This is a genomic window from Pseudomonas veronii, from assembly GCF_002028325.1.
GTDB lineage: Bacteria > Pseudomonadota > Gammaproteobacteria > Pseudomonadales > Pseudomonadaceae > Aquipseudomonas > Aquipseudomonas veronii.
Genome location: NZ_CP018420.1, coordinates 5,309,994 through 5,332,427, shown reverse-complemented (window position 1 = coordinate 5,332,427; position 22,434 = coordinate 5,309,994). Strand labels below are relative to the sequence as shown.

General features: G+C 58.6%; 21 protein-coding genes, 4 tRNA genes, 2 pseudogenes and 1 riboswitch. Of the genes and pseudogenes, 13 read left to right on the top strand and 14 right to left on the bottom strand.

Translation table 11 applies throughout. From position 1 onward, the window contains the following. The first annotated feature begins 13 nt into the window (after positions 1-13). The 3 genes from astB to astE are packed head-to-tail and all read left to right on the top strand — an operon-like array spanning position 14 to position 2,690. Positions 14-1,360 (top strand): N-succinylarginine dihydrolase, encoded by a 1,347-nt coding sequence (gene astB, locus PverR02_RS24335; protein WP_017849208.1) that lies wholly within the window; start codon positions 14-16, stop codon positions 1,358-1,360. 23 nt (positions 1,361-1,383) lie between these two features. Continuing rightward, positions 1,384-1,674 (top strand): hypothetical protein, encoded by a 291-nt coding sequence (locus PverR02_RS24330; protein WP_017849207.1) that lies wholly within the window; start codon positions 1,384-1,386, stop codon positions 1,672-1,674. A gap of 11 nt (positions 1,675-1,685) precedes the next feature. Further along, positions 1,686-2,690 carry a succinylglutamate desuccinylase gene (gene astE, locus PverR02_RS24325; RefSeq protein ID WP_017849206.1) on the top strand — a complete coding sequence of 335 codons (1,005 nt, stop codon included), beginning with the start codon at positions 1,686-1,688 and terminating at the stop codon, positions 2,688-2,690. A gap of 132 nt (positions 2,691-2,822) precedes the next feature. On the opposite strand, the gene PverR02_RS24320 is transcribed toward astE, so the two are convergent. Further along, positions 2,823-3,332: a 6,7-dimethyl-8-ribityllumazine synthase gene (locus PverR02_RS24320; RefSeq protein ID WP_017849205.1), complete on the bottom strand. Its 510-nt coding sequence runs from the start codon at positions 3,330-3,332 to the stop codon at positions 2,823-2,825. A 113-nt stretch (positions 3,333-3,445) separates the two neighbouring features. After that, positions 3,446-3,615, bottom strand: a riboswitch (FMN riboswitch). 190 nt (positions 3,616-3,805) lie between these two features. Between PverR02_RS24320 and ltaE the strand changes: the two genes are divergently transcribed. The 8 genes from ltaE (at position 3,806) to mgtE (ending at position 11,542) form a co-directional block, all read left to right on the top strand. Continuing rightward, a complete protein-coding gene (gene ltaE / locus PverR02_RS24315; RefSeq protein ID WP_079444548.1) occupies positions 3,806-4,810 on the top strand; it encodes a low-specificity L-threonine aldolase in 1,005 nt (334 codons plus the stop codon). Between the two features lie 146 nt (positions 4,811-4,956). Continuing rightward, a complete protein-coding gene (gene alaS / locus PverR02_RS24310) occupies positions 4,957-7,575 on the top strand; it encodes an alanine--tRNA ligase (RefSeq protein ID WP_046382329.1) in 2,619 nt (872 codons plus the stop codon). Positions 7,576-7,672: 97 nt separating this feature from the next. After that, a complete protein-coding gene (locus PverR02_RS24305; RefSeq protein WP_017849202.1) occupies positions 7,673-8,914 on the top strand; it encodes an aspartate kinase in 1,242 nt (413 codons plus the stop codon). Positions 8,915-9,087: 173 nt separating this feature from the next. Further along, positions 9,088-9,276, top strand: coding sequence for a carbon storage regulator CsrA (gene csrA / locus PverR02_RS24300; RefSeq protein ID WP_003175645.1), 189 nt, complete (start codon positions 9,088-9,090; stop codon positions 9,274-9,276). Between the two features lie 62 nt (positions 9,277-9,338). Continuing rightward, a tRNA-Ser gene (locus PverR02_RS24295) sits at positions 9,339-9,429 on the top strand. A gap of 108 nt (positions 9,430-9,537) precedes the next feature. Beyond that, a tRNA-Arg gene (locus tag PverR02_RS24290) sits at positions 9,538-9,614 on the top strand. Positions 9,615-9,686: 72 nt separating this feature from the next. Then, positions 9,687-9,763, top strand: a tRNA-Arg gene (locus PverR02_RS24285). A 336-nt stretch (positions 9,764-10,099) separates the two neighbouring features. Continuing rightward, positions 10,100-11,542: a magnesium transporter gene (mgtE, locus tag PverR02_RS24280; protein WP_046382330.1), complete on the top strand. Its 1,443-nt coding sequence runs from the start codon at positions 10,100-10,102 to the stop codon at positions 11,540-11,542. A gap of 102 nt (positions 11,543-11,644) precedes the next feature. Here mgtE and PverR02_RS24275 read toward each other — a convergent pair whose 3' ends face one another. From PverR02_RS24275 to PverR02_RS24260, 3 genes are all read right to left on the bottom strand, one after another. Further along, positions 11,645-11,971: an Arc family DNA-binding protein gene (locus tag PverR02_RS24275; RefSeq protein WP_017849200.1), complete on the bottom strand. Its 327-nt coding sequence runs from the start codon at positions 11,969-11,971 to the stop codon at positions 11,645-11,647. 389 nt (positions 11,972-12,360) lie between these two features. Further along, positions 12,361-12,540, bottom strand: coding sequence for a PA3371 family protein (locus PverR02_RS24265; protein WP_017849199.1), 180 nt, complete (start codon positions 12,538-12,540; stop codon positions 12,361-12,363). A gap of 11 nt (positions 12,541-12,551) precedes the next feature. Beyond that, entirely contained in the window at positions 12,552-12,779 is a 228-nt protein-coding gene (locus PverR02_RS24260) for a hypothetical protein (RefSeq protein ID WP_017849198.1), read from the bottom strand. Positions 12,780-13,103: 324 nt separating this feature from the next. On the opposite strand from PverR02_RS24260, the gene PverR02_RS24255 reads away from it, so the two are divergent. Next, positions 13,104-13,180 (top strand) — tRNA-Arg (locus tag PverR02_RS24255). A gap of 140 nt (positions 13,181-13,320) precedes the next feature. Here the strand turns inward: PverR02_RS24255 and PverR02_RS24250 are convergent. Continuing rightward, positions 13,321-13,539, bottom strand: a complete 219-nt coding sequence (locus PverR02_RS24250) for a hypothetical protein (RefSeq protein ID WP_017529429.1) — start codon at positions 13,537-13,539, stop codon at positions 13,321-13,323. 51 nt (positions 13,540-13,590) lie between these two features. Beyond that, a pseudogene (locus PverR02_RS24245) lies at positions 13,591-14,103 on the bottom strand (recombinase family protein); the annotation flags it as partial. A 552-nt stretch (positions 14,104-14,655) separates the two neighbouring features. Here PverR02_RS24245 and PverR02_RS24240 point away from each other — a divergent pair. Further along, positions 14,656-15,351 carry a hypothetical protein gene (locus tag PverR02_RS24240; RefSeq protein ID WP_079444546.1) on the top strand — a complete coding sequence of 232 codons (696 nt, stop codon included), beginning with the start codon at positions 14,656-14,658 and terminating at the stop codon, positions 15,349-15,351. Positions 15,352-15,361: 10 nt separating this feature from the next. Here the strand turns inward: PverR02_RS24240 and PverR02_RS32790 are convergent. From PverR02_RS32790 to PverR02_RS24200, 8 genes and pseudogenes are all read right to left on the bottom strand, one after another. After that, a pseudogene (locus PverR02_RS32790) lies at positions 15,362-15,461 on the bottom strand (tail assembly protein); the annotation flags it as partial. A gap of 189 nt (positions 15,462-15,650) precedes the next feature. After that, positions 15,651-16,016 (bottom strand): YidH family protein, encoded by a 366-nt coding sequence (locus PverR02_RS24235; protein ID WP_046382334.1) that lies wholly within the window; start codon positions 16,014-16,016, stop codon positions 15,651-15,653. A 200-nt stretch (positions 16,017-16,216) separates the two neighbouring features. Further along, positions 16,217-16,405 carry a YgaP family membrane protein gene (locus tag PverR02_RS24225; RefSeq protein WP_017849187.1) on the bottom strand — a complete coding sequence of 63 codons (189 nt, stop codon included), beginning with the start codon at positions 16,403-16,405 and terminating at the stop codon, positions 16,217-16,219. Positions 16,406-16,418: 13 nt separating this feature from the next. Further along, on the bottom strand, positions 16,419-16,838 hold the full coding sequence (locus tag PverR02_RS24220; RefSeq protein ID WP_017849186.1) for a DUF6691 family protein: 420 nt from the start codon (positions 16,836-16,838) through the stop codon (positions 16,419-16,421). Beyond that, positions 16,835-17,275: a YeeE/YedE family protein gene (locus PverR02_RS24215; protein WP_017849185.1), complete on the bottom strand. Its 441-nt coding sequence runs from the start codon at positions 17,273-17,275 to the stop codon at positions 16,835-16,837. The genes PverR02_RS24220 and PverR02_RS24215 overlap by 4 nt, the downstream gene beginning before the upstream one ends. Further along, on the bottom strand, positions 17,272-17,586 hold the full coding sequence (locus PverR02_RS24210) for an ArsR/SmtB family transcription factor (RefSeq protein WP_046385196.1): 315 nt from the start codon (positions 17,584-17,586) through the stop codon (positions 17,272-17,274). The genes PverR02_RS24215 and PverR02_RS24210 overlap by 4 nt, the downstream gene beginning before the upstream one ends. 279 nt (positions 17,587-17,865) lie before the next feature. Next, positions 17,866-19,152 (bottom strand): carbohydrate porin, encoded by a 1,287-nt coding sequence (locus PverR02_RS24205; RefSeq protein WP_046382336.1) that lies wholly within the window; start codon positions 19,150-19,152, stop codon positions 17,866-17,868. Between the two features lie 138 nt (positions 19,153-19,290). Continuing rightward, positions 19,291-21,687 carry a membrane-bound PQQ-dependent dehydrogenase, glucose/quinate/shikimate family gene (locus PverR02_RS24200; protein WP_262381844.1) on the bottom strand — a complete coding sequence of 799 codons (2,397 nt, stop codon included), beginning with the start codon at positions 21,685-21,687 and terminating at the stop codon, positions 19,291-19,293. Positions 21,688-22,434 lie beyond the last annotated feature (747 nt).

Sequence of the window (22,434 nt, the reverse complement as noted above, 5' to 3'; positions counted from 1 at the left end):
TGGAGCCTCGCCGATGAAATCCTATGAAGTCAATTTTGACGGTCTAGTGGGGCCGACCCATAACTACGGCGGTTTGTCCTACGGCAACGTCGCGTCCCAGAGCAACAGCCAGCAAGCTTCCAACCCCAAGGAAGCGGCGTTGCAGGGCCTGCAGAAAATGAAAGCGCTGATGGACATGGGTTTTGTGCAAGGCGTGCTGGCGCCGCAGGAACGCCCGGACGTGGCTGCCTTGCGCAACCTCGGCTTCAGCGGCAGCGATGCCCAGGTCATCCAGCACGCGGCCAAGCACGCCATGCCATTGCTGGTCGCCAGCTGCTCGGCGTCGAGCATGTGGGTGGCCAACGCCGCCACCGTCAGCCCGAGCGCCGACACGGCGGATGGCCGCGTGCATTTCACCGCCGCCAACCTCAACTGCAAATACCACCGCAGCATCGAACACCCGACCACCAGCCGCGTATTGGGGGCGATGTTTGCCGATGCGAAACACTTCGCCCACCACGCCGCGTTGCCGGCGGTGGCGCAGTTCGGCGACGAAGGCGCGGCCAACCACACACGTTTCTGCCGTGACTATGGCGAGGCCGGCGTGGAGTTTTTCGTGTTCGGCCGCAGCGCGTTCGACACCCGTTACCCGGCACCGCAGAAGTACCCGGCGCGCCAGACCCTCGAAGCCTCCCAGGCCGTTGCCCGCCTGCACGGCCTGAAGGAAGCTGGTGTGGTCTTCGCCCAGCAGAACCCGGCGGTGATCGATGCCGGCGTGTTCCATAACGACGTGATCGCGGTGGGCAATGGCGAAATGCTGTTCTATCACGAGGACGCGTTCCTCAACACCGAGACGATGCTTGCCGAGTTGCAGGCCAAGTTGGGCAAACTGGGCGGCAACTTCCAGTCGGTGTGCGTGCCGCGTGCCCAGGTCAGCGTCGAAGACGCGGTGCGTTCCTACCTGTTCAACAGCCAATTGCTGACCCGCGCCGACGGCTCGATGCTGTTGATCGTGCCGGAAGAGTGCCGCGCCAACGCACGTGTCTGGCAGTATCTGCAAGGTCTGACCGCTGCCGGTGGTTTGATCCGCGAGGTCAAGGTCTTCGACCTCAAGCAAAGCATGCAGAACGGCGGCGGCCCGGCGTGCCTGCGTTTGCGCGTGGCGTTGAACGAAACCGAGCTGGCGGCGGTGAACCCAGGGGTTATCATGACCGCGCCGCTGTATGAAACGCTGACCCAGTGGGTCGACAAGCACTACCGCGACAGCCTGCGCGAAAGCGACCTGGCTGACCCGCAATTGCTGCTTGAATGCCGGACGGCATTGGATGAACTGACGCAAATCCTTAAACTGGGCGCGGTATATCCTTTCCAGATCAATTAACGCCACACGGCCGAGAGCTATTTATGAGCACCGATACCCTGCAACTGATCCTTGAAGACACCGACGGCACCCAGCTGCAAACCTCCTGCACCCGCGTTGCCGTGATCTGGCAGGGCAAGGAAGTCTGGATTCAGCACGACGGCCGTGGCCAACTGCTGATCGGTGTGGACGTGGAAGAAGGCGACGCCGAGTACGCCAACCTGCTGATGCGCCCACTGGCCACCAACCTGATGAGCCTGCAACTGGAAATGGAACCGGCCGACGTTGAGGGTGATGACGACGATCACGTCCACGGCCCAGGCTGCAACCACTAAGGAAGCTGCTTATGCTCGCCCTCGGCAAACTCCTTGAACTGACTCTCGCCGGTCGTGAACCGGCGCAAAAAATTCAACTGACTGTCGACGGCGTGCAGATGCGCTGGCTCAGCGAAGGCGCGCTCGAAGTGCGCCCGCCGCAAGCGCGGGACAACGGCAGCGATGTGCTGCTGTCGTCCGGTATCCACGGCAACGAGACCGCGCCGATCGAACTGCTCGACCGCCTGTTGCATGGCATTGCCCGTGGGCAGATCAAACCCCGCACCCGTATTCTGTTCCTGTTCGGCAACCCCGAGGCCATGCGCCGCGGCGAGCGTTACCTCGAACTGGACGTCAACCGGCTGTTCAACGGTCGTCACGAAAAAAATATCGGCCCTGAAGCCATGCGCGCCGCCGAGCTGGAACAATTGGCCCGCAGCTTCTTCAGCCTGCCTGGCCGCTCGCGCCTGCATTACGACCTGCACACCGCCATTCGTGGTTCGAAGGTCGAGCAGTTCGCCCTCTACCCGTGGAAGGACGGGCGCCAGCATTCGCGCCACGAACTGGCCCGCTTGCGCGCCGCCGGTATGCAGGCGGTGCTGCTGCAGAACAAAGCTTCGATCACCTTCTCCGCCTTTACCTATGAACAACTGGGTGCCGAGGCCTTTACCCTGGAATTGGGCAAGGCGCGGCCATTCGGGCAGAACCAGGATGTGGACGTGTCGCGCCTGGAAACCCGGCTGACGCAGATCATCGAAGGCACCGAGCCGGACACCGGCAGCCTGGATGGCCTGCAGCTGTTTGCCGTGTCCCGCGAAGTCATCAAGCACAGCGATGCATTTCTGTTGCACCTGCCGGCGGACGTGGAAAACTTTTCGCCGTTGGCCCAGGGCTATCTGCTCGCCGAAGACGTCGCCAAGACCCGCTGGGTGATCGAGGAGGAGGGCGCACGCATCATCTTCCCGAACCCGAAGGTGAAGAATGGCTTGCGCGCAGGGATATTGATCGTGCCGACCACGGACGCCGGGCTGGCGTAGATCTCAGCCTTAACCGGATCCAAATGTGGGAGGGGGCTAGCCCCCGATTGCGGTGTAACTGTCAGAAAATTTTTAACTGACAGACCGCTATCGGGGGCAAGCCCCCTCCCACATTTTGTTTTGCGGTGTTGCTTAAACCGCTACGGCACGCGGCTCGCTGCGGCGGATCGCACGCACCTTGTGCAAGGTGTCGGCACAGGTACGCGCCGCTTCCTGGCCTTTGTGTACGAAGTGATCATGGAAGAAGGCGTGGTGCTCGCTGCCAGCGTGGAAGTGGTGCGGGGTCAGAGACACCGAGAACACCGGCACTTCGGTTTCCAGCTGAACCTGCATCAGGCCGCTGACCACCGATTGGGCGACGAATTCGTGGCGGTAGATGCCGCCGTCCACCACCAGGGCCGCGGCGACGATGCCGGCGTAACGGCCGGTCTTGGCCAGCAGCTTGGCGTGCAGGGGCATTTCAAAGGCGCCGCCGACTTCGAAGAAATCGATGTCCGATTCCTGGTAACCCAGGGCGATCATTTCGCTGAGAAAGCCTTTGCGCGATTGGTCGACAATATCCTTGTGCCAGCAGGCCTGGATAAACGCGACGCGCTCGCCGTGATGGTTTTTGCTTTTGCTGTCGATTGCGGTGGGTTGCATGTTCTGACTCCTGTTTAAGAAAAAAACAGGGCGTTATGAATCGAATGGGATTTAAGGGTACGAACAGCTGGGTCATGCAGGCATGAACTCAGCGCGCGGCCCTTTTGCGCCAATCCCGTTCTCTCTTCATCCGGACTATGACCGTCGGCCCCGGGATCACACCGGGTCTGCTGACCTTGTCGCCGTCCTGCCGGAGCAGTTCGAGGCGCCAAGCGCTCGCGGGCTATGCACATTGCGCGCAATTACCGCCGGTGGGGAATTGCACCCCGCCCTGAGAACGTTGCCGCCAGAACCCTGGCGGCGGAGAGTTTTTAACATGGTTTTTCAGAAACTGCACGATTGCCGTATCGATAGCCTATATCGGTTTGTTTGATTGATATTCGATTGACGCAGCATAGGGCTTGATATTCCGTGGCTTTACCCGCAGTAATCGTCAGTACGAAAGAACGCCCAACCCATCAGAGGCCAGTTTGATGACCGTGATAGACCTGCGCAGCGACACCGTGACCCAACCCACCCCCGGCATGCTCGATGCGATGGCCAGCGCCGTCAGCGGCGATGACGTGTATGGCGAAGACCCTAGCGTCAATCGCCTGGAGGCGGAACTGGCCAAGCGCCTGGGGTTCGCCGCGGCGTTGTTCGTGCCCACCGGCACCATGAGCAACCTGCTGGCGTTGATGGCCCACTGTGAGCGCGGCGAGGAATACATCGTCGGTCAGCAGGCCCACACCTATAAGTACGAAGGCGGCGGCGCGGCGGTGCTGGGTTCGATCCAGCCGCAACCACTGGAAGTGCAGGCGGACGGTTCCCTGGACCTGGATCAGGTGCTGGAAGCGATCAAGCCCGATGATTTCCACTTCGCCCGCACCCGCCTGTTGGCGCTGGAGAACACCATGCAGGGCAAGGTGCTGCCGCTGGAGTACCTGGCCAGGGCACGTGCGTTTACCCGTGAACATGGCCTGGCCCTGCACCTGGACGGCGCGCGGCTCTACAACGCGGCGGTCAGGCTCGACGTGGACGCGCGGGAGATCACCCAGCATTTCGATTCGGTGTCGGTGTGCCTGTCCAAGGGCCTGGGCGCGCCGATTGGCTCGGTGTTGTGCGGCTCCACGGCGCTGATCGCCAAGGCGCGGCGTTTGCGCAAGATGGTCGGCGGCGGCATGCGCCAGGCCGGTTCCCTGGCGGCGGCGGGGCTGTATGCCCTTGACCATCAGGTGCAGCGCCTGGCCGACGACCACGCCAACGCCCAATGGCTGGGTGATGAACTGCGCAAGGCCGGGTATGCGGTGGAGCCGGTGCAGACCAACATGGTCTACGTGCAGCTCGGCGACCGGGCGCAGGCCCTGAAGACGTTTGCCGCCGAGCGCGGCATCAAGTTGAGCGCCGCACCGCGCCTGCGCATGGTCACGCACCTGGACGTGAGCCGTGCGCAGATCGAGCAAGTGGTGCAGGCATTCGTCGAGTTTTCTCGGAAATGACCGTGCAGACTGTCTAATTGACTGTTTCTATCACATAAACACGCTGTACCACCGGCAAAGGGCCGATATAATGCGGCCCTTTGCCGTCGCTCCGTCTGATGATGTTGCGCACTGGCCTTTGGCCTCAGACTCCGTGGAAGAACCTAATGAAAAGCGCAGAAATCCGTGAAGCCTTCCTTCGCTTCTTCGAAGAGCAAGGCCACACCCGTGTCGCCTCCAGCTCCTTGATCCCAGGCAATGACCCCACCCTGCTGTTCACCAACGCGGGGATGAACCAGTTCAAGGACTGCTTCCTGGGCCAGGAAAAGCGCGCCTATACCCGCGCGGTCAGCAGCCAGAAATGCGTGCGCGCCGGTGGCAAGCACAACGACCTGGAAAACGTCGGCTACACCGCCCGTCACCACACGTTTTTCGAAATGCTCGGCAACTTCAGCTTTGGCGACTATTTCAAGAAAGACGCGATCAACTTCGCCTGGACCTTCCTCACTGGCGTGCTGAAACTACCGAAGGAAAAGCTCTGGGTCACCGTCTACGCCAGCGATGACGAAGCCTACGACATCTGGACCCAGCAAGTCGGCGTGCCGCCTGAGCGCATGGTGCGTATCGGCGACAACAAGGGCGCGCCTTACGCCTCCGACAACTTCTGGACCATGGGCGACACCGGCCCGTGCGGCCCATGCACCGAGATTTTCTACGATCACGGCGCCGATATCTGGGGCGGCCCACCGGGCTCGCCGGAAGAAGACGGCGACCGTTACATCGAGATCTGGAACAACGTGTTCATGCAGTTCAACCGCACCGCCGATGGCGTGTTGCACCCGCTGCCGGCACCGTCGGTGGATACCGGCATGGGCCTGGAGCGGATCAGTGCGGTGATGCAGCACGTTCACTCCAACTACGAGATCGACCTGTTCCAGAGCCTGCTGGCCGCTGCGGCCAAGGCCATCGGTTGTGCCAATGAAGACCAGGCATCGCTCAAAGTGGTGGCTGACCACATCCGTTCCTGCGGTTTCCTGATTGCCGACGGCGTGCTGCCGTCCAATGAAGGCCGTGGCTACGTGCTGCGCCGTATCATCCGTCGCGCCTGCCGCCACGGTAACAAGCTGGGCGCCAACGGCAGCTTCTTCTACCAGATCGTCGCGGCGCTGGTCGCCGAGATGGGCGCAGCCTTCCCGGAACTCACCCAGAACCAGGCGCACATCGAGCGCGTGCTCAAGGCCGAAGAAGAGCAGTTCGCCAAGACCCTGGAACAGGGCCTGAAAATCCTCGAGCAAGACCTCGCCGGCCTGCAGGGCAGCGTGGTGCCGGGCGATGTGGTGTTCAAACTCTACGACACCTACGGTTTCCCGATGGACCTGACCGGCGACATCGCCCGTGAGCGCAACCTGACCCTCGACGAGGAAGGTTTCGAACGCGAGATGGAAGCCCAGCGCGTGCGTGCCCGTTCCGCCAGTTCCTTCGGCATGGACTACAACAGCCTGGTCAAGGTTGACGTGGCCACCGAGTTCACCGGCTATACGGCCACCCACGGTTCGGCCAAAGTGATCGCGCTGTATAAAGACGGCCAGTCGGTCGACGTCCTGAATGAAGGCGATGACGGCGTGGTGGTCCTGGACCGGACGCCGTTCTATGCCGAATCCGGTGGTCAGATCGGCGACTGCGGTTTCCTCAAGGCGTCTTCCGGTCGTTTCGATGTGCGTGATACCACCAAGACCGGCGGCGCATTCCTGCACCACGGCGTATTGGCGTCGGGCAGCCTGATCGTCGGTTCGCCAGTGGACGCCCAGGTGGACGCCGACGTGCGCCACGCCACTGCGCTGAACCACTCGGCCACCCACTTGCTGCACGCGGCACTGCGCCAGGTGTTGGGCGAGCACGTCCAGCAGAAGGGTTCGTTGGTCGACAGCCAGCGCCTGCGTTTCGACTTCAGCCACTTCGAAGCGATCAAGCCTGCGCAGATCAAGGCCCTGGAAGACATCGTCAACGCCCAGGTGCGCAAGAACACCGCGGTGGAAACCGAGGAAACCGACATCGAGACCGCCAAGGCCAAGGGCGCCATGGCGCTGTTCGGCGAGAAGTACGGCGACAACGTGCGCGTCCTGAGCATGGGCGGCAACTTCTCGGTGGAACTGTGCGGGGGGATCCACGCCAACCGTACCGGCGACATCGGCCTGCTGAAAATCATCAGCGAAGGCGGTGTGGCGTCCGGTGTGCGTCGTATTGAAGCGGTGACCGGCGCTGCGGCCCTGGCCTACCTCAATGCGGGTGAAGAACAACTCAAGGAAGCGGCCAGCCTGGTCAAGGGCAGCCGTGACAACCTGATCGACAAACTGTCCGCCGTGCTGGAGCGCAACCGCGCCCTGGAGAAACAGCTGGAACAGTTGCAGGCCAAGGCGGCCAGCGCGGCAGGCGACGATCTGTCGGCTTCCGCCCAGGACGTCAAGGGCGTGAACGTCCTGGCGGCGCGCCTGGACGGCCAGGATGGCAAGGCGTTGTTGGCCTTGGTCGATCAGTTGAAGAACAAGCTCGGCCGCGCAGTGATCCTGCTCGGCAGTGTCCATGAGGATAAGGTCGTTCTGGTTGCCGGTGTAACCAAAGACCTGACTGGCCAACTCAAAGCCGGTGATTTGATGAAACAAGCCGCTGCGGCAGTGGGCGGGAAGGGCGGTGGTCGTCCGGACATGGCACAAGGCGGTGGTGTAGACGCCGGTGCCCTGGACGCGGCCCTGGCCCTGACCGTGCCGTTTGTCGAGGCTGGCATTTAAGGCGCTGTGAATGAGCCCGTGGTCTAGTCGCGGGCTCGCTCGGTTGCTGGAAGATTGGTTTATTGGGCGCCCCTTTACGGGCTGAGGCGGCTTAGAAATGGCTTTGATCGTACAGAAATTTGGAGGCACCTCGGTCGGCTCTGTCGAAAGAATCGAGCAGGTCGCCGACAAGGTTAAGAAATTCCGCGATGCCGGCGACGACCTCGTCGTGGTGCTGTCGGCCATGAGCGGCGAAACCAATCGCCTGATCGAACTGGCCAAGGCTATCAGCGGCGATCAACAACCGCTGCCGCGTGAGCTGGATGTGATCGTGTCCACCGGCGAGCAGGTGACCATTGGCCTGCTGGCCATGGCGCTGAACAAGCGCGGTGTGCCGGCAGTGTCCTACACTGGCAGTCAGGTGCGTATCCTCACCGACAGCGCGCACACCAAGGCGCGCATCCTGCAGATCGATGATCAGAAGATTCGCGCTGATCTGAAGGCCGGTCGTGTGGTAGTCGTCGCCGGTTTCCAGGGCGTCGACGAGCACGGCAATATCACCACCCTCGGGCGTGGCGGTTCGGACACCACCGGTGTGGCCCTGGCGGCCGCGCTCAAGGCTGACGAATGCCAGATCTACACCGATGTGGATGGCGTCTACACCACCGATCCGCGCGTGGTATCCGTGGCTCAGCGCCTGGACAAGATCACCTTCGAAGAGATGCTGGAAATGGCCAGCCTCGGTTCCAAGGTGTTGCAGATCCGCGCGGTGGAATTCGCCGGCAAGTACAACGTTCCGCTGCGCGTATTGCACAGCTTCAAAGAGGGTCCGGGCACCCTCATTACTATTGATGAAGAGGAATCCATGGAACAGCCGATCATTTCCGGCATCGCTTTCAACCGCGATGAAGCCAAGCTGACGATCCGTGGCGTGCCAGACACCCCGGGCGTGGCATTCAAGATCCTCGGCCCGATCAGTGGCGCGAACATTGAAGTCGACATGATCGTGCAGAACGTTTCGCACGATAACACCACCGATTTCACCTTCACCGTTCACCGCAACGAGTACGAAGCGGCCGAGCGTATCCTGCAGAACACTGCGAGCGGGATTGGCGCGCGTGAAGTGGTCGGCGATACCAAGATCGCCAAGGTGTCGATCGTGGGTGTGGGCATGCGTTCCCATGCCGGCGTTGCCAGCCGCATGTTCGAGGCCCTGGCCAAGGAAAGCATCAACATCCAGATGATCTCCACCTCGGAAATCAAAGTCTCGGTGGTGATCGAAGAGAAGTACCTGGAACTGGCTGTACGCGCACTGCATACCGCTTTTGAGCTGGACGCTCCGGCCCGACAGGGCGAGTGATGCAAGGCCAGGAAGGCGCGGTTTACCGCGCCTTTCATTTTTTTGTAGGGCGCATGTTGTTTTGCGTGGGCTCGACAATACTTAGCTGGTAGGGCTATGGCCGCTGAGCCGTAGGTCGAAGGCCTTTTTTTGCAGACTGTTGTTCCTGAACTGAAGTGCGTGAGGTGAAAGGTATGTTGATTCTGACTCGTCGTTGCGCAGAAAGCCTGATTATTGGTGATGGAGAAATCACCGTGACCGTGCTCGGCGTCAAAGGCAATCAAGTGCGTATTGGGGTAAATGCTCCGAAAGAGGTAGCGGTCCACCGCGAGGAAATCTATCTGCGGATCAAGAAAGAGAAGGACGAAGAACCAAGCCTTTAATTTTTATCGTTTTTTATGTTTGCAAACGGGGATGAACGTGGTTAATATACGCCCCGTGTTGCGGAGAGCTGGCCGAGTGGCCGAAGGCGCTCCCCTGCTAAGGGAGTACACCTCAAAAGGGTGTCGGGGGTTCGAATCCCCCGTTCTCCGCCATTATTTGCTTAGTACGTTGCAATCTGGATTTATCGATAAGTTGTTGAAATTAATCGAAAAAATCGCTTTACATAGAGATTGAACGGCCTATAATGCGCGGCAACAAATGCACTCGTAGCTCAGCTGGATAGAGTACTCGGCTACGAACCGAGCGGTCACAGGTTCGAATCCTGTCGAGTGCACCATTTAAGAGTCAGTTGCAGTAATGCAGGTGATTCGGTTACAACCAGTTGTGATCTGGTCTAAAAACACAATCTGCACTCGTAGCTCAGCTGGATAGAGTACTCGGCTACGAACCGAGCGGTCACAGGTTCGAATCCTGTCGAGTGCACCATACAAACAAAAAGCCCGCCTAGTGCGGGCTTTTTGCCGTCTGGGGTTTGTAGGATTAAACCTTTTCTTCCCGCGCCATGTGTTTTCCATTCGCGTGGCAGCGTCGCAATTCATAGATGCGGCCAATTCTCAGCTTTGGCTCGCAAGCGCTTGTTCTTACCAGTTTTTTGACGTTAAAAGCGGCGGGCGGTGTATCATTGCGCCCGTCAGCCCCGCCGGGGCTTGTGGAACACCTCCATGGACTTACCCAGTAGTTACTCAGTACCCCGTTTTACCAATCATGAATTGACTGATTGATCCTTCCGGCGTGCCCCGCTGCTGGGAGTGGAGCTCGCCTATGACCGAAGTAGAAGTAAAGAAAACACAAGAAAGCCTGCAGGATCGCCTGGCTCAAGTCATTGAGCTGCTGCAGCGCCAGCGCGTGGTCGAAGAGCTCACGCACCGCCAGGAAGGTCCGCACCACGACCGCGTCGAAAACCTGGTTCATCGGCAAAACCTCGTCGAGTTGCAACGCAAGCTCGATGATCTGCACTCCGCCGACGTCGCTTATATCCTTGAAGCCTTGCCGCTGGATGATCGACTGACCCTCTGGCAGTTGGTCAAGGCCGACCGCGACGGCGACATCCTGCTCGAAGTATCCGACTCCGTCCGTGAAACCCTGATCGCCGACATGGATGATCACGAGCTTCTGGCCGCGGCCCGGGAGATGGACGCCGACGAACTGGCCGACCTGGCCCCCGAGCTGCCCCGTGATGTTGTCCATGAGCTGATGGAAGCCCTCGACAGCCAGCAGCGTGAGCGCGTGCGCTCCGCGCTGTCCTATGACGAGGATCAGGTCGGCGCCCTGATGGACTTCGAGATGGTCACCATCCGCGAAGACGTCAGCCTGGAAGTGGTACTGCGTTACCTGCGCCGCCTGAAAGAGCTGCCAGGGCACACCGACAAGCTGTTCGTGGTCGACTACGAAGGCATTCTCAAGGGCGTGCTGCCGATCAAGCGCCTGCTGGTCAACGACCCGGAGAAGAAGGTTGCGGACGTGATGGCCAGCGATCCGGTGGGTTTCCATCCGGATGAAGACGCCTACGACGCCGCCCAGGCCTTCGAACGTTACGACTTGATCTCGGCCCCGGTGGTCGACAAGAACGGCAAGCTGATCGGCCGTCTGACCATCGATGAAATGGTCGACCTGATCCGTGAAGAAAGTGAAACCGAAGTCCTCAACATGGCGGGTCTGCGTGAAGAGGAAGATATTTTTGCCTCGGTCTGGCGCTCCCTGCGTAACCGCTGGGCGTGGCTGGCCGTAAACCTGATCACCGCGTTCATCGCTTCGCGGGTGATCGGGCTGTTCGAAGGTTCGATCGAAAAGCTGGTGGCACTGGCGGCGTTGATGCCAATCGTTGCCGGCATCGGCGGTAACTCCGGCAACCAGACCATTACCATGATCGTGCGCGCCATGGCGCTCGACCAGGTCAATACCGGCAACACCTCGCGCCTGATGCGCAAGGAGTTGGCGGTGGCGCTGATCAATGGCGTGGTGTGGGGCGGGGTGATCGGGATCGTGGCCTACTTGCTGTACGGCAGTTGGTCGCTGGGGGTGGTGATGACCGCCGCCATGACCCTCAACCTGCTGTTGGCAGCCTTGATGGGGGTGCTGATCCCCATGACCCTGGCACGCCTTGGTCGCGACCCGGCCATGGGCGCCAGTGTGATGATTACCGCCATGACCGACAGCGGCGGCTTCTTCATCTTCCTTGGCCTGGCGACGATCTTCCTGCTCTGACCCCTCGCGGCGGGGGCAACCCAGCCCCCGCCCAGTACTGCCTTCCCGAATTGCGCGCAAAAAAAAGCCAGCACATGGCTGGCTTCGGCTTTCAGGAACAAATCATTCGGCTTCTGCGGCCGCCTCAACGTCGTGCGCAATAAGCGAGACAAGGGCATTTTGCTGGCGGTGGGAGAGCTGACGAAAACGCTGCAGCAGTTCGCGTTCGTGCAGTGACAGCTCAGGGCTGTCCAGGCGCATGCTTAGCTCTTCGCCCAACGCACCTTCCTGAATGAGGCTCTGCTCCAGGCGCGCGATGATTTCGGAGTTCATGCTGCGGTGATGATTGCGAGCCACCTCGGCAATGCGTTCCCGCATTCCGTCTGGCAGACGTACGACGAACTTGTCAGCCGTACGGCTGGAATAAATTGCCTGTTTCAATGGGCGCATATATTTAACCGGTTAGTTCAGGGGAGCGGTTATTGGAATTGGCCGCAAGATGAGTGTTAAGACAAGGCTCACGACCAAAGTTCAACCTGAATTGCAAAGAGGCCGCATCATGCCTCAGTTTTGCCGGTTCCTTGGCGTCAATTCTGTGACAAATATTGAACTGCCTAAAGGCTTTATGCCAGTACTGATTTGCTTTTTTGCGGACTGGTTGGAAAACTTTTTTGCGAGCGATCGTCACAATTCATCGTCCCGCAAGCCGTTGCTGCCAAGGGGTTTGGGGCGCATATCGTATCGTGATATGGCCTTTTGCCCTTGTTTTTAAGACTAGTGGCAATTTGCCGATTTGCTAGTGCGAGGCGACATAAGGTAGGTGTGCCAGCGAGCGAAAATCAGCGCAGCACGGGGTCGAATCTGATTCGGCGGCCGACGATCAGCGTCAACAGCAGGAAGCTGCCGAACACGACGCTGGTGATGAGGGCGGTGGTGCGAGCGTCCTGGGACGAGGTAGACATGCCCAGCACGGCAGTCACGACGGTCAGGCACAAAAACAGCCAGGCGGCTTTGGACATGGAAGGCTTCCTCAGAAAACCCAGTGTTCAGTTGCGGGCGCGGCCTGAGTGCTTTGGGCCAGGCGCACGGGCGATTGCGGGTTGGCCGTCATCACCGCCAATTGCGGACGTTGTTGCAGATGATGCGGCACGGGCTGGCGGATCTGCGCGGTGTCATCGCTACCGTTCGACTGAAAATGAAACATCACCAGTGCGGCCAGGGCGACAGTATTGAGAGCCAACAGAAGGGTGCTGTTCATCGTCATCTTCTCCGCAACGGGTCCAGCCGAATGGTTTTGTAGGAGATGTATTGCAGATGCCGTGCCAATGTTTTATTTCAATAAAATCAATGGTTTGAGTTTAATCTAAACAGCGCTCGGGTTGCAATTTGCAATGCTGGCATTTTGGTGTGGTGCATTTTGCACGATGGCCTCGAATGCCCGGGTTTGCTGGGCGAAACCGTGATCCGTGGCGCAAGCATTGGCTTACACTCAAAAAGCCCACGGACGACATGACAAAACCCACCTCGGCCGTTAACATGCACGCCGTCCGTCGCAGCGCCGTTGGCCCGATGGTTGTCATTTGTCCCAGTAGCTCAATTGGATAGAGCATCCCCCTCCTAAGGGGAAGGTTGGCCGTTCGAACCGGCCCTGGGACACCATATAATTAGGGCCTCTCCCGCCTATCCGCTGACAGTTCACTTTTTCCGTGACAGCAGGGTGGCAGCAGCAGGCCAATAAAAAGCCCCGCCGGGCGATGCTCAGGCGGGGCTTTTTTTGTTCTTATAACTTGTAGCAGGCGTTAGTCGTTGACTCGTCGCCCGTGCTGGGCCATCAGTTCAGCGAACTGCGTCCAACTGAGTTTCAGCTTGTGCTGAGCACCGCGCGGTTTCCAGTCAATGGTTCCCTGGCTGATCAGTAATTCGCCAAGCTTCGCATCGTCTTTCCGCACCTCAATTTCTACGTCCTTTCGCTGCACTACCTTGGTGTGCAAAGTGAGGTTTATTTCGTGCTTAGCCATTATCGATCCCTGGTTGGTTGGTGGCAGAATGCGATCATACGCGCATGGGTGTTAGTGGGCGAGACTGTCTTTAATACGGAGCGCCGTGGTGGTTGAGCAGTTGGCGTGCCTTGCGGTGGCGCGGATGCCGAGACCCGCCGCCAGCAATTCCCGAACGCGCTTGTGTAGATCGGCGTCCACCGGTCGACTCTGGTACTTGCCGGCGGCCTTGGCCTTCTCGATGCCCTGGGCCTGCCGGTCGCGGCGCTGCTCGTAGTCCTTGCGGGCTATGGCCGCCATCATTTCCACCAGCATTGAGTTGATGGCTCCCAGCATCCGGCCGGTGAACTCGTCGCCCTTGGTGTCCTGCATCCCTTGGTGGCTGGTCGGCAGGTCGAGCGCGACGATGTGCAGGCCCTTGGAGTCGATCGCGGCCTTGAGCTTTTGCCAGTCCTCTACTGGGAGGCGGGATAGGCGGTCTATCGACTCCACCAGCAACACGTCACCTTTGCGTGCATCCTTGAGCAGGCGCAGCAGCTCAGGCCGGTCTGCGGTGGCGCCGCTGGCGTTCTCCAGGTACACCCATTTTTTATAGTCTTTCGCGTAGGCAAAAAAAAACGGCTCAGGGCCGTTTTTTTTGTTAACTCAAGTTAACGGTTATGCAGTGGTAGGTCACAATCCACGAGTAACAAACCAGCGACAATACCTGCACCTATGTTGCTTAGGGTTGAAAGAACACTCTTTACGGCATTATTAACAATTTTTCTAAGCATATTTCTCATAGGTTTATCCTCCATTTTATTGGTTTCGTCAGGCACTACACTATTTTTTACGTCACTTCTCACACTGTCTAAGGTAAAAAAAACAAATGAAATCAGCAACATAGATGCAGTTATTGCCACCAAGGGGGTCGAACCCTTCCCTACCATATTCGTTTAGCGGTCCTTGCTACCTATGTGACAAATTATCCACTATATTCAAATTATTGTCAAGCTAATTGTTGACTTTATTTATTTTGTGTGATTTCGATTTTCGAGGTTGTTTCATTTGCATTGGATTGGTGAACGAATCTAGCTCCTACAGATAGGTCCGCTTGGCCATACGGTAATCTGACGCTTTACTTCATGGACGAAACAGATGACTCGACTGTCCAAAAAAAATAGGGAGCGTTCATTCGCTGAGGCCGCCTCAAAAGGGCTGGGCGAAGCTTGGCACCTAGAAAATATCGCTGAACCGTTGGATTTCATCGTTCATCCAGCCGGCGGCGCGTCGTTTGGACTTGAGGTTACGGAGCTGAACGACAGCCCGCTTGATGGTGGCGGTTCATCGCTCATGGAGGCGCGAGGTAGGCAGCAGTGGAATTTGCGCGAGATTGTTAGGAAGTACTACGACAGTGGCGGACGTCCTGTGCGTGTAAATTTCTTAGGTGATCTGTCCGATCCTGAAACCATTGCCGACTGTCTTCTGCGTGAGGGTGCAGCACTAGGCCTCACTGAGGTCATCATCAATTCCGAGAATGTGAAGATGTGGGTGCTCCCGCTACCATCTGATCAGAAAGAGTTTCATCGATATGAGAGATGGCAGGTAGCAGACGCAGGGTTTGTGCGGGAAATTGGGATAGAAGCGGTGGAGCTGGCGATCGAGAAAAAAGCCCTTTGCTTGAATGCGTACCGGAAGAAGGCAGACAGCGTGGATCTCCTGCTTGTGATAGATAGAACCACCGCAGCGGGACGCTTTACTGTCCCGCATACTGCTTCCTTAGCTACGTGCGGCTTCCGCAGAATTATTCTTTTGAACTACCCACTTGACGTTCACATTCTCGCGATTGAGTAGGTTCGGCGAGTTAAATCCTGTCTTCTGCATAGATAGCGGCGCTGATGATCGCCCCGCCCGCCCGCCCGCCGCTTGCCGTAGCAGAGCGGTACCGGGTTGCCGGATGCCGTGGCCAACAAAAAGCCCCGCCGGGTATTGCTCCGGCGGGGCTTTTTTGTTTTTGAATGGGCGACTCACTTAATCAGGGTCCAACGGTGAGCCAGGGTTACACTCGTTCGTTTGCTCGTCGAGAGATGTTCGACTGCACCCGTCTACCGCCCATCGGGGAGGTCGAGTGAAGTCATGCAGGCCAGTCTTGCTCACATCATGAACAAATAGGCCATGAGCAAAACGCCAAGAATTGCAGTAATGACATTGATGCCAGGGCCGGTATTGACGCTGTAGCCAAGGGGGATCTCAACGGGTTTGAGGGTCTTGACCACCTTTTTGTATTGCCAGGATGACCAGCAGGCAACCCAGGAGCCCAGCATCAGGAAGGCCAGCCCGATCCAGAACGAAAAATGTTTTCCGGGAGAGCCCGGAGCGTCCGGTTTCAGCATCTGGAGCAGTAGCCCGGATCGTTCAATCACAAAGCCAAATGCCATCAGCGAAAGGCTGGTTCGGTTCCATGCCAGCAACGTGCGCTCGGCGGCAAAGAACACGCGCGGATCGTTCAGGTCGGACATTGAGATTTCCTTGTTCACACAGCTTTTGAAACGACGCCACGCAGAATAGCTTTAAACAAAACCACTCGACGTGTTCGTTGATAGATCCAGCTGTTGGGATCAACGCACATATGCCCAGCGTAGCGTCCCGTGCTTGGCGCATAGCCACAAAATCGGCTGCGCCAATGCCCTCGTGCACGTGAACGCTATGGGTTTTTTGCTCAGCAACGGTTACAGGTTTGGATGCCCAGCAACCTGTACAAAGGGCAGAAACGGAAAATACCGGTAGCCAGTGGCACTAAGCCGATCCAGCCCCACCAGCCGATCACGCCCGACAGACTGAGGCCAATGAGAACCAGGCCGACGACAATGCGCAGGCTACGGTCAATGGTTCCAAGGTTCGCTTTCATGACGATCTCCCGATCAGTGGTTGCGCCGGGTCTCCAGCGCAGTAAACAACAACATGCCGGCCAGCATGGCCAACATGAACACGATTGCTTGCCAGCGTCCTGTCAGCAGAATTGCCACCGCAGGGCCTGGACAGATGCCCGCTATTCCCCAGCCGATGCCGAACAGCAGGCTGCCGCCGATCAGGCGCGGGTCCAACTCACGCTTGGTCGGCAGTTGCATTGGCTTTCCCAGCAGCGAGCGGGATTGGTGGCGCGCCCAGGTCAGCGGGCCAATGGCGACGCCAATCGCCCCGATCATGACCAGCGCGAGGGAAGGGTCCCAGGCACCGGCCAGATCCAGGAAAGCCAATACTTTGCTCGGGTTGGCCATGCCTGCCAGCAGCAGTCCCAGGCCGAACAGCAGGCCAGCAATGAATGCGGTCAGTTTGTTCATATCCAGGCTCCCAGCAGATGACGCAGGACAAATACGCTAAGGAAACCGCTGAACATGAAGCAGGCAGTGGCGACCATCGATCGCGGCGAAAGGCGCGATATGCCGCACACGCCGTGGCCGCTGGTGCAACCTGAACCGTAGCGTGTACCGATACCCACCAATACACCGGCGACGATCAGCCCGACCCCGCCGCTCTGGAATTCAATCGGCGGCAGCGCGGCGAACAAGCCCCATAGAAGCGGCGCGACGAGCAGGCCGAGGAGAAACAGCGCTTTCTCACCCGCACCTTCGCTGCCCCGTTGTAAAAGACTGCCGATCAAACCGCTGATGCCGGCGATACGCCCGTTGGCGACGACGAAAAGGCTGGCCGCCAGGCCAATCAATGCGCCGCCTGCAAGGGATGACCAGGGAGTGAAGTTGAGCCAGTCGATATTCATGAGGCTTCTCCAGCGCAAAATTGTTGATACAAGGTTTGAATGACTGCCAATGCCGCCGGGCTGCAGATGCGATAGAACACCTGCTTTCCTTCTCGGCGCGTATCCACCAGGCCTTCGCGGCGCAGCACCGCCAACTGCTGAGAAAGCGTCGGTTGTTGTATCCCGAGCAGCGACTCCAGATCGCCGACATTGCGCTCGCCTTGGGATAGCTGGCAGAGCAGGATCAAGCGATCCGGATTGGCCAGAGCCTTGAGGAATTGGCTGGCAGCATCGGCGTTGGCGTGAAGCCGCTGGAGATCTGATTCGAGCATACGATTGATCACTAATTGTTCAGTTGGTCAAATTATAGTATATAAAAATAATAAGTGTATACCGGCGCTGATCTGAATTCGTCACTGGCAGGAGAGGTCGATGGGTAAGTCGGGGGCTAAAGGCGGAGCTTGGGTCGGGCGCGGAGCGCCGGAGAAGGTCGGACAGTCGGCCCGCGTAGCGCTTGAGCACGTATTGATTGCGCTGCAAGCTGAGATATCCGACCGCGTGTGCGATTGCGAAAGGGCACCGAATGGATGCCCCCTGTGCGAACGACGTTGTTAAAACGTCGCCTTGACCTGTAACCCCGCCGCCAGCGCGTTGTCACGCTTTTTGCCGGAGAACGCGCCGGGCTCGATGTAGTACTGCAGATCGGGGCGCAGCAGCAGCCAAGGTGTGACCTGTGCGCCGTAGTTGAGCTCAAGCATCTGCTCGCCGTTGTCGAGGTTGGCGATCATCTCGGCGTCTTCGAGGTTGGTCGCCTTGGCTTCTTGCACATCCCGTGTGCGCGAGTTGAGCACGGCGCGCCCATAGCCAAAAGAGATGGAGTCGTTCGGGCGGCTCGCGAAAGGCTTTTGTTTGACCAGGCCCACCGAATACCAGCGGCGCATCGGCGAGGTCGCCGCGTTGCTGCTGGCCGCTTGGCCGAAGAGGCGTAGTACGCTTTGCGGGTCTTGCTCATCCCGCCAGATGGCTTGGTCAATCAACACATAGGCGCCGGTACGGTTGTCGCTCTTTTGCGTACTGCCGATCTTGGGGGCGTTGGAGGTGTCGTAGTACCAACCGACTTTGTATTGGCCGTTCAGGAAGGCGTTGTTATTGAAGATCGCCTCCAGTGGCAAAATCGCTCCCGTAGTGCCGTTGCTGGGCATGGAGAACGCTTTGGACGAGCGCGTGTTGTATTCCGGGTTGACTTGGAATACGGCGGTTTGCAGCGTCAGCGACGGGTTGACATCGTAACGCAGCTCGCCGCCCCAATGTGCTGTCGGGTAGTTGCCCCAGCCACTGCCGCTCGACATGGTCAGTGGGTGTGCACAAAAACCGGCGCTCACAAAGTTGCTCAAGATGGGCATACCACCGAAATCGGTGCCCATCACCATGAAGCCGAGTTTGGTGGAGAGGTCCGGCGAAAACAGGTTGCGTTGATAACTGAACTCGGTCAGCCGGGTGTATTCGCCGCCATAGTTTTCTTGCGACGACAGGCGGTTTCCGAGCAAGTCTTCGGTGGCGCTGTGGCCGCGACGGTCGTTAACCAGCAGTTGCACGCGTCCCGCATCGGGGCTGTCGAGCAATTTACTCAGATCAAACTGGGCGCCTATGCGTATTTGTTGCGAATAGCGGGTGCCGCGCTTGATCCCGCCATGCAAGTTGGAAATCGTTTCGGAACTGTAGTCACCGGTCAGTTTGATGCCCTTGTCGGTCAACTTTTGGCGTTCACCGCCCCAGTCGCCAGTGAGTGTAGAGCGGTTCATCAGATCGTCGGCCAGTGCCGGGGATGGGGCGAAAAGGCATAGGGACAAACCGCTGCACAGGCTGCTGGTCAGCATGGCGCGGAAAGAAAAAAGCATTTGGATGTGCTCCGTTACAGAGAAAGTGGGGGAATAGCTCAACGGCCCGCGTTGTTTATCGGTTGCACCGTTCTTTTGTGACTTGGAAAAATAACCCCCGTAAACGGGGGTTATTTTCATGCAGTGGCAACTAACGCATTACGGCTTGATGTTGTCCGGCAATGCATAAGCAATGATGTAATCACCGACGTCAGGCGAATGGCTCATGCCACCGGCGGAGATGACCACGTACTGCTTCCCGGTGGTGGGTGACTGATAGATCAGTGGGGCGGCAACTGCGCCAACCGGCAGGCGGGCTTTCCAGACTTCTTTGCCGGTGGCCGAATCGAGCGCGCGCAGGTAGTAGTCCTGGGTGCCCGCAAAGAACACCAGGCCAGAGGCTGTCGACGTCGGACCGCCGAGCGTCGGCATGCCCAGCGGAATCTGCAGGTGCGTCTTGATCCCCAGCGGGCCGGTGTCCTGCACGGTGCCCATGGGAACCTGCCAGAGCAGTTTCTGCGTATTGAGATCAATCGCACTCATGCTGCCGAAGGGCGGGGAGTTGCACGGCACGCCCAGTGGCGACTGGAGGATGTCGATTTTCACGCCGCCATAGATACCCGCGACTTGCGGGCGAATGGTGCCCATGAAACCCGGCACTTCATCGGTCGACACCTTGAACTTCTTGGTTTCTTCCTTGGTCACCAATGACATCCGCAGCGGCATCCGCATATCGTTGACGAACATCGTGCCGGTGTTCTCATCGATGGAGATGCCACCCCAGTTCATCCCGCCCAGCAAGCCAGGCCATTCGATGTACGGCTTTTCGGTTGGCGGCGTAAACGGCCCCGCGTAAACCGAATCTTTGAACATGATCCGGCAATACAGTTGGTCGAATGTCGACACGCCCCACATCGACTTTTCAGTCAGAGGGTCGGCCCCGATCACCGGCATGCCGGCCGAGTACGGTTGCGTCGGCGACAAGTGTTCGCCTTCTGCCGCAGGAGAAGTCGGAACGGCACGCTCCTGCACCTCGGTGACCGGCTGGCCAGTACGACGATCCAGCACAAAAATCTGGCCGGTCTTGGTGGTCTGGATCAAGACCGGGGTTTTCACGCCTTGGGCATTCTTGATGTCATAGAGAACCGGCTGCGATGGCAGATCGTAATCCCATACATCATGGTGAATGAGCTGGTAGACCCATTTGGCTTTGCCGGTCGAGGCATCGACTGCCACGACGGCCGAGCCAAATTTTTCTTTGACGGCGTTGCGATCACCGCCCCAATAGTCGGGCGGGCCATTGCCGGTCGGCAAGTAGACCAGGTTCAGCTCTTTATCGTAGGTCGGGATCGTCCATACGTTAGGTGTTTCCAGCGTGAACTGGTGATCGGCCGCGGTCGGGTCGGTGCCTTCGGGCGCGCCGACGTCCCATGCCCACACCAGCGCACCGCTCAGCACGTCGAAGGCGCGCACGGCGCCGGAAGGTTCGCCTGCCACAATATCGCGTACCCAACCGCCCACCACCGTGAGGTGGCCCATGACCACAGGCAGGGAGGTCGGGTGGTAGCGCTTGCTGTTCTCGGTCGGGCCCATGCCTTTCTTGAGATCGACATAACCGTTGTCACCAAAACTCTGGCACAAGGCGCCGGTGTGCGCGTCAAGTGCAAACAGGCGGGCATCCACCGACGACACCAGAATACGCTGGCGACATTGCTGCTGATCGGTATACGAGGCCTTGACCGCCGCGCTCAGGCTGTCGTCTTTATCGATGTCGTAATAGCCCACGCCACGGCACGTCACATGCTCTTCGCTTTTGGCGTGAGGGTCGAACGTCCAGATCGCCTTGCCCGTATCGCCATCCAGCGCGGTGATCAGGTTTTCCGGGGTACACGAATACAGCACGTTGCCGATCTGCAGCGGGGTGTTTTCATCAACGCCAGCGCCGGCGCCGGTGGTCCTACGTCCGGTTCTGTAGGTCCAGGCTACTTGCAGGTCCTTGACGTTTCCCGGCGTGATCTGCGTGTAAGGCGCAAACCGCGTCCCTGACGCATTGCGCCCGAAGAACTCCCAGTTTTCAGGTGCGCTGGCGGGGCTCGTGGCCTTGCTCGAGTCAGTCGCGGCCACAGGGTTCGAGATCCCGCCGTGCGGGTAGAACGCCGCAATGAAGGTGGCGATCAAGGCCAGGAATACGGCGAAGCCGAATCGGTTCGCCGTGCGCCGGGTGCTCAAGGCTGTTTCCGGGAATGCGGCACCGACCCACAAGCTGAGGGTCAGGATGATCGCCGGCACCACCAGGCGCGGCAGCAGTTGCCAGTAGCTGAACTGACCCACTTCGTAGAACGCCCACACACAGGTGGCGAGGAATACGACGACGGAGAGGGCGATGCCGATAGGTTTACGCAAGACAAACAGTGCCGCCAACAACAGATAGGCGAGGCCAGCCAGCAAGTAATAACTCGACCCGTCGAGTGCTACCAGCTTGAATCCGCCATAAATCAACGCCAGTGCCACGGCAAAAACAAGCAGGGAAAACAGTCCCCTTGCAATAGTGCTCATTGAGGATCTTCCAGAGTGAGATCGATGATCGTCTGTCATATTTGTATATGCTCAGTTGGGGAAATACGTAACGGCTTGCGCTATTTACCAACAACTTGGCCGAATATTGAGTTCGGCCTTTAGTTGGCCGGGTGCGGTTCTTCCATGATCCCGATAGGCTGGCTTGCCGACGGCAAGCGAGCTTTGGAAATCAGCGTAATAATTGGCCATCCCCGTATTCATGGTCTGGATGCCGACACTCTTTCGCCCCAGCCCTCCACGTTGAAAGCGCCGTTCGATAACGAACGGGATGCTTAATAGAGGCTGATTGAGTTTCGGCAGGAGGGATAACGAAAACGTTGGCGGCTGTATTACGCCCGCTTGACGACTGTCCACGTGCTCAGTCGCGAGTGAATCGTTCCGAAGGCTCTGTCGGCCTTGTTCGGGTTACATGCTTTACTCCGACTGATTCGCTGGTTAATCGCGGTGGATTAACGCGTAGACCAGTCTATAGCGCTGGTTTTTTGGATAAATCCATAAGACTGGAAAACAATGTTGATAAAACAGTAACAATTAGCGGCGATACGCATCGGCGACGCCGGCGTGCGGGTAATCATGTGCTGGCGCGGCGGGGGGGGCTTTTGGGGCGTGCTCGGTCTTTTCAACACTCGGTCGAACCTTGCGCGTGATCGAGGTTCACAGGTGGTGCGGCGAGTATTTCGCGCAACCTTGTACCTTGTGTGTCACCCAGTAGCGTCTGAGCTGTAG